We start from the raw sequence: 6,380 nt of genomic DNA on the forward strand, positions 1-6,380 counted from the left end.
TCAGCTGGGTCTGGCCAGCACGAACGTTGGATTGTTGACAGATATCATCGCGTGTCCCGGAGGGGATTTTTGCGCGCTGGCCAATGCGCGTTCAATTCCAATCGCTCAGGCACTTGCCGAACGCTATCAGGACATTGACGAACTCGACGACATAGGTGAGATCGATGTCCATATTAGCGGCTGCATCAACTCATGCGGTCATCACCATAGTGGGCACATCGGAGTGTTGGGCGTCGACAAGGATGGGAAGGAGTGGTACCAGATTACGCTGGGAGGGGCTGACGGGACGGTCGCGAGTGGCGCGGCGCAACCCGGAAAGGTCATTGGTCCATCGTTCTCTGCTGCCGAGGTGCCCGATGTATTCGAGGCCATGCTCAGAACGTACCGCGAGCTGCGCGAATACCGGGAACAAGGGAGATACGAACGTTTCATTGAAACATTGCGTCGGACTGGCCTTGACCCGTTCAAAGCGGCCGCGAACAATGCGCGAGTAAAACAAGAGGTGTCCGTGTGAGCAACGTCCCCCGACTGAATGTCATCGCATGGCACGCTGTCCAAGGCGATGAACAGCCCAATGTCCTCAAGCTTGCCAATGATGCAGACCCCATGTCGCTTGCAGACGGCTTGGGCGGAATTGAGCGAATCGAGTTGCATTTCCCGCATTTCACCGACGGCCGTGCATATAGCCAGGCCTACCTTCTTCGGCGCAGACTGGGCTTCACGGGAGATTTGCGAGCAACCGGTGACGTACAGATTGACCAAATTCTGCAGATAGCGCGAACTGGCTTCTCAAGCGCCGTACTCAACGAAGGTCTCGACCCGGCAGACGCAACCCGCCATCTGGCGCGGTATTCCGGGTTCTATCAACGCGACTTGGCGGGAGCGTAGACACCTGGTTGGCGGATTCAACCGGTCGATGGCTCAGCTAAGCGCGATCCTCGCGTGGCGGACACGCTGCGCCTAGCCGGGACGCCGGGGTTGCGCCGAGGCAGTCGCAAAGGCGATTCGCACTGACGTTGCTAACTCGGGCGGCACAATTTGTCACCGGCAACTGTTTCTCCTTGCGGTCAGCACGGGCAGGGTGGCTCGCCGGCCCGCTGATGAGTTTGAATTGACCGTCTCCATCTGCAGCGTGTCGGTGGGTTCTTGCAAAATTTTAGGTTCCGACCTGACTAAGGCCCTTAGCTAGATATTTAGAAGTCGCGCTGACTAAACTAGTTCGCTGGATATGTCTTTACTTCGAATTCAATAGACGAGTTCCTATGACATATAAAGCCATAGTTGGATGGGACTCTTTTTATCAGAGCCCTTCGCGCAAGCGGGGGGCTCGCGTCGCGACGCATCAGGAAAGGAAATGCTCACCGCAATTGCAAATGAACATCGCAACTATCGATGCGGTCCGTGGAGAACCCCAGAAACGCGCGGCCGGGCGACACCACAGCTTGCGTGAGCCGACGGGCGTCTTCTTCGATATTGGCGTGAACGGCCCGTAAATTCTTGCCGCCCTGATGGGAAGTTACTTGACGCCGGCAAGGTTGGAATGACGGTCAGGAACTCGTGCGGTGTGACCTTCAACGCCGTAGCGAGAATCAACAGCCAGTGCACAGGTATGTGCTACTGCGACTCAACGGTGTCGGCTCGTGCTTGCGCAATTTCGACCGGGTGCTGGTCGTGGTATGCGTCGAACAGTTCCGAGCATACGTGAGCAAGTGACGCCAGGTCCATGGCCTGGTATGCGTGTTCGACCTCTCCTGCGTTGAGCACGTCATCGAGAACCGGCGCAAGACGGCGCAGTCGGCGGAAAGTGGCGTCGTCAAGTTTCATATTGAACCTCCTGTTGTCAGCCGGTAGGTTGCCTGCTGAGGGACTTGACCCCCAAGCCTTTGGCAACCCCAGACCGCCTGGCCTGTCTGACCTGTTCACCGGCCAGCAAGTAAATTCTTAAATGTCTCTGCCTATGAGAGACGCATAACATCCGGTCCGAGGTAGACGGAGCCAGTACTCGTATTTCCAGTTTCGCGCGGCGTGCACGCCAAAAAGGGGAGGCGGATGGCCCGCAGGGGCGTTATTCGGGCCCAGGTGGTCGGAGCCGACGCACCCTTAGCTGGGCATTCTTGCTGCGGCCTATTGCGCATCACGCGGCCTGACATCCTAATACATCAAATTCTGACGCGCGCGTTGCGCGCTCATTCTTGACATTTTACTGCGCCGCACAATAAATTTCAGAATTCGGATGAACATCGGACTGCGGCCGCTTGCAGCGCATGGCGGGAGGTCGGCGCTGAGCCGTGTCGGCAGTGCGAATAACGAGTTTGCTGCATGGTGATTAGCATATCCTAATTGTGCGTTGCATCAATACATAACGATTGTCAAGCCTCGACTAGAGGGTTTACGCTTACGCGACTTCCCTGCGAGACGACTATGGGCACACCTGCGCTGTTGGACAGTTCCGAACTTCTCGCCGCATGGCATCGCCTTGTTCCCGACGCAGAACCTGCCGGGCGCCAAAGATATGAGCTAGACGAACTCGGCGAAGCGATACTGAATTGCTCCCCATCAGCCAGGCGCCAGATAGTACTTACGGACGTCTACTGCCATCTGACCGAACAGATTGGTCACCTTGCCGCCATGTCGGTGGCAGTTACGACCGCATCATTCGGCATCAGGGTCCCGGATGTCGTGTGGATGCCGTGTGACAAGTGGGAAAGTTTCGACCGCGATGACCCGGCGCCGTTTGTCCCGGACATCTGCGTCGAGGTGCTGCTTGATAGCGACCGGACGCACGACATCGACCGCAGGGTCATGGCGTATCTGGAAGGCGGTGCCCGCGAAGTCATTGTCATTGGCCAGCGCGGGCAGGTCGACTATTGGGGAGTCACTGGTCGGCGGAAAGCCTCAATGTTTGACGTGACGGTACCGCTCGACCCCATGTATTTCGAAGAACGCGGTGCAGAACCGGTGCAGAACCTATAGTTACTGAAGTTCGTAATTGAGACACCACAACTTGCAAAACCTGAGCGTTGATTGAACGCCTCGCAACGGCTGCAAGGAGTGTTGGCAAGCTCCTCGTGTCTTCGACACTATCAACAATGACTGGACGCGGATACCAGTTCATGCGGAAGTTAGCGCAATGGATGTCGACGCTGACATGATATTGGCCGGAGACCGTAGTCGAAATAGCAAAGCCACGGCAAACTGCACTCCGTCTCGGCACGAGAACGTCAAGGCGCATGGCGGCACGATGAGTAACGGCCGGAGTTCATTGGATGGTTGCGACACGCTTTACATAAGCGTCGACTTGCATGTCAACCAACGGTGTCACGGTCACTGCGACGGCTACGTGACCTGACGCGGGCAGTAAGCCAGCAAACGCTGCGATGCCAGTCCCGCAGACCACCGCAACAAAGATAACAGCGATGGCGACAGCTGATGAACCGCGCGTTGGATTGAATCTGGCGAAACCGTGCAAGACGCTCATGATGGCAACCTCCCGTTGGCGCAGCCATCAGTTGCAACGACCGTGCCGACGAAGATAGTGGTTTCGGGGCTGCCATGTGAGCCGGGCCGTCTGGCTTGCGCATGCCCGGCGCGAGCGGGAGAAAGGGCGACTCGGTGTTGGGTTCAGACGAACGTTTCAGCTTGTATGCTGCCTCCAAAGCCAACACTTACGCGAAGCGCGGGGCTAGGTTGGGTCCGTAATCGTCATTCCAGCGGTGTGGTCTACGCGGCGGCTCGTAGTACCCGGGAGGGCCATAGTACGGCTGATAAGCCACCGGCGGTGGCGGGGTGGCTACCCGACATCCATTCTGTGCATGCGGCGTGGAATTGCGATTTTGGGGACGCATGCAAGCCGGGTCGGAAAGCAAGGTGCGCGACGAGCGACCTCTACACGCATTTCGAATGCGTCGTTGTGCGGAAACAGTCGCTCGTGCGCTCTAGTGGCGCCACCCGCGATGCGCGTAGTAGCCACGGCCGTAAGTACCCACGTTCCTGGTAACCAGGGCCGTAATAGCCTCGATATCCGCCGTACCCATAGGGACAACGATAGTATGCGGGGCCAGGGGCGCCGTCCAAGTATCACCGGCGGCCCGTAGATGACGGACGGCGGCGCATAGATAACCGGCGAACCGACATACACGGGGCCCGGCACACCAATGCCGACGCCTACAGACACACCACCCCCCTGCGCGAAGCTGGCCGACCCCGCGCCAAGCCCGCCAGCGACCAGAAAACGACCGAACCTGTTCATTTGCGTTCTCCTCGATTCGAGCCCAGTTCGAACGACTAGCGACGGCGCAACGACGTATGGACAAATGGCGCTGAGTCCGCTTTCCATGGGGGCAATACTCAGAGGCTTATACGTGAGGCCGAAGGGCCCTGTTCTTTAGGGTCGGCAGTTCCGAAGTCGTTCAGGAAGGACCGCGGTGCGTGACTATCCTGCATCGATGTGCGCATCGAGCCGAAGCGACTGCGATGCTGCGGCGGGTAAGCCGGGAACGGCGGACCTTTCGAAAGACGAAGAAGTTAAAGACGTCGGTAGTGAACAACCTTATGTTCGCGAATTTGCGCACCTGTATCAGAACATGCAGGGCCGCATGTTCGCGCTGGAACTCTTCCTCGTGGCCGCGCTCGGCATAGCTCTACCTATCAGCGCCACTCAGGCGCAGCGTAACTGCCTCTTTTCGATGCTCCGTGAGGGTGGGCGCCGATACCGGATACCGGCGGAGAACGCGAGCGAGAACGTCATGAGCATGGCGCTCGACAGCAGGCTCACATACGTTTCTCCATGGGCTACAGCGGTGATTGGGATTGCCCCAGAAGGCGTCATCGGCGCGCACCATCCTGACCTTGTTTTGTCCGCCGACCGAACTGCATTGGCCACGGTGATTGAGAAGCTGGCAATGGGTGCGACTGAGGGGGCCCAAGTCAGTCGTTTCCAGAGTCAGGATGGTCAAATCCGCTTGATGGAAACTCACCTTCACCTCGTCATCGACCCGTCTTCCGGCAAGCCGGAGGCGCTTAGGGCTACGGCTCACGACATCACGGAGCGCAAGGCGGCAGAGCAACGCGTCGCGGATGAGCGAAGGGAACTGCCTGGGCTCGCCTTCCAGGACGGTCTGACAAGTCTCTTCAACCGTCGGTATTTCGACCGTGAACTGGAGTGTCAATGGCAGCGGGAAGCTTGGACCGACAAGCGCGGTTTGGTGGCGGTTGTCGTAGTCGATGTCGAGGCCTACAAGAGCTATAACGACCACTAAGGCCATCAGACTGGCGATGAGTGTTTGCGCACGATTGCACAGGCCATTGTCTCGTCGGCAAAGCGCCCGACAGACGTAATGGCCCGCTATGGTGGGGAAGAATTCGCGTTGATTCTGAAAGATACCGACCCGTAGGGCGCGCTGGCAGTCGCCGAGCGCATCCGGCAGGGGGGAGAACCTGCGGATTCCGCATATGGCATGGAGCGCTGGAGTTGTTACGGTCAGCGTTGGCGTGGCGGCGCAACGTCCGAGCGACGGCGGTGACGGGAGCGGTCTGGTTGCAGCCGCAGACCGCGCGCTTCATGCCGCCAAAGGCCGTGGACACAGCCGGACCTGCGTGGCGGACGGCGACGACGTAAAGGGCGTATGGACGTGAGGCCAACTGGCCCGCTTTCGTTGTCGATGCAGGGCCATCAGTTGGCGCAGACCACGGTGGCCTCTGCAGCAGCCGACGCACTTTCCGCGCTCGGACAATCGACGCGAGGCGCTGTGGCAGTCGGTGGCCTCTGTGCCTGACATAGACATGCTATCGGTTGCCGAGGTTGAAGACGAAACAGCAGAGTTGGGTGCGCCTTCCGAAGCTGAAGACATCGTCGGCGACTTCCGGTCCTTGGGACTGACACCCTGACGGCATCCTCTTGAACTTCTGCGGCCTCAGTTGCTTGCCAACAAACTGATGCCGGCCTCAACGCTGCAGACTTATCCCAACCGCCGCTTGGCCCGCGCCTGTGGCATCGTCACCGTGCGTCATTGGCCAGAAAGACCGCAGGGCGCCATCCTTATCACTATCGAAGACGAGACGGGCAATGTGAAAGCCATCATCTGGCCCAAGTACTTGAGCAGCAGCGCAAGGAAGTCCTTGGGCGCGTCGTTACTCGGTGCACCTAGTGTATGACAGCGCGAAGGTGAGGTACGACACCTCGTGGCTCAGCGCTTCATCGACATGTCGCATCTGCTTGGCGGCCTAACTGCGGCGAGCAGACATTTTTGCTGACGCGACATTGTCTCAGGAACCGCTGTTTCCTTCGTCAGCTAGCATTTTTGGCGGCCGCCTCCGTCCGGGAGAAAAGGCAGCCTTTCAACTACGTTGCCCCCCGGCGTCAGACTACTTGTCGTGTTATT

4 protein-coding genes and 2 pseudogenes are annotated in these 6,380 nt (G+C 58.6%); 4 read left to right on the forward strand and 2 right to left on the reverse strand.

From position 1 onward, the window contains the following. Positions 1-514, forward strand: a pseudogene (locus P0D89_RS50315) (nitrite reductase); the annotation flags it as partial. Beyond that, on the forward strand, positions 511-888 hold the full coding sequence (locus tag P0D89_RS50320; protein WP_408370329.1) for a DUF934 domain-containing protein: 378 nt from the start codon (positions 511-513) through the stop codon (positions 886-888). The pseudogene P0D89_RS50315 and the gene P0D89_RS50320, both read left to right, overlap by 4 nt. A 726-nt stretch (positions 889-1,614) precedes the next feature. On the opposite strand, the gene P0D89_RS50325 is transcribed toward P0D89_RS50320, so the two are convergent. After that, positions 1,615-1,824, reverse strand: a complete 210-nt coding sequence (locus P0D89_RS50325; protein ID WP_408370327.1) for a hypothetical protein — start codon at positions 1,822-1,824, stop codon at positions 1,615-1,617. Between the two features lie 597 nt (positions 1,825-2,421). Between P0D89_RS50325 and P0D89_RS50330 the strand changes: the two genes are divergently transcribed. Beyond that, positions 2,422-2,973 (forward strand): Uma2 family endonuclease, encoded by a 552-nt coding sequence (locus P0D89_RS50330; RefSeq protein WP_408370325.1) that lies wholly within the window; start codon positions 2,422-2,424, stop codon positions 2,971-2,973. 286 nt (positions 2,974-3,259) lie between these two features. Here P0D89_RS50330 and P0D89_RS50335 read toward each other — a convergent pair whose 3' ends face one another. Beyond that, the gene (locus tag P0D89_RS50335; protein ID WP_408379258.1) at positions 3,260-3,478 is read right to left on the reverse strand and encodes a hypothetical protein; all 219 of its coding nucleotides are present in this window, start codon (positions 3,476-3,478) and stop codon (positions 3,260-3,262) included. Between the two features lie 1,207 nt (positions 3,479-4,685). On the opposite strand from P0D89_RS50335, the pseudogene P0D89_RS50340 reads away from it, so the two are divergent. Beyond that, positions 4,686-5,393, forward strand: a pseudogene (locus P0D89_RS50340) (diguanylate cyclase domain-containing protein). The last annotated feature ends 987 nt before the right edge of the window (positions 5,394-6,380 follow it).

Source organism: Paraburkholderia sp. RL18-085-BIA-A (assembly GCF_046027075.1).
GTDB lineage: Bacteria > Pseudomonadota > Gammaproteobacteria > Burkholderiales > Burkholderiaceae > Paraburkholderia.

Coding starts and splice junctions, on each gene's coding strand:
- P0D89_RS50325 (WP_408370327.1), bottom strand. CDS start 1,824: ATGAAACTTGACGACGCCACTTTCCGCCGACTGCGCCGTCTTGCGCCG.
- P0D89_RS50330 (WP_408370325.1), top strand. CDS start 2,422: ATGGGCACACCTGCGCTGTTGGACAGTTCCGAACTTCTCGCCGCATGG.
- P0D89_RS50335 (WP_408379258.1), bottom strand. CDS start 3,478: ATGAGCGTCTTGCACGGTTTCGCCAGATTCAATCCAACGCGCGGTTCA.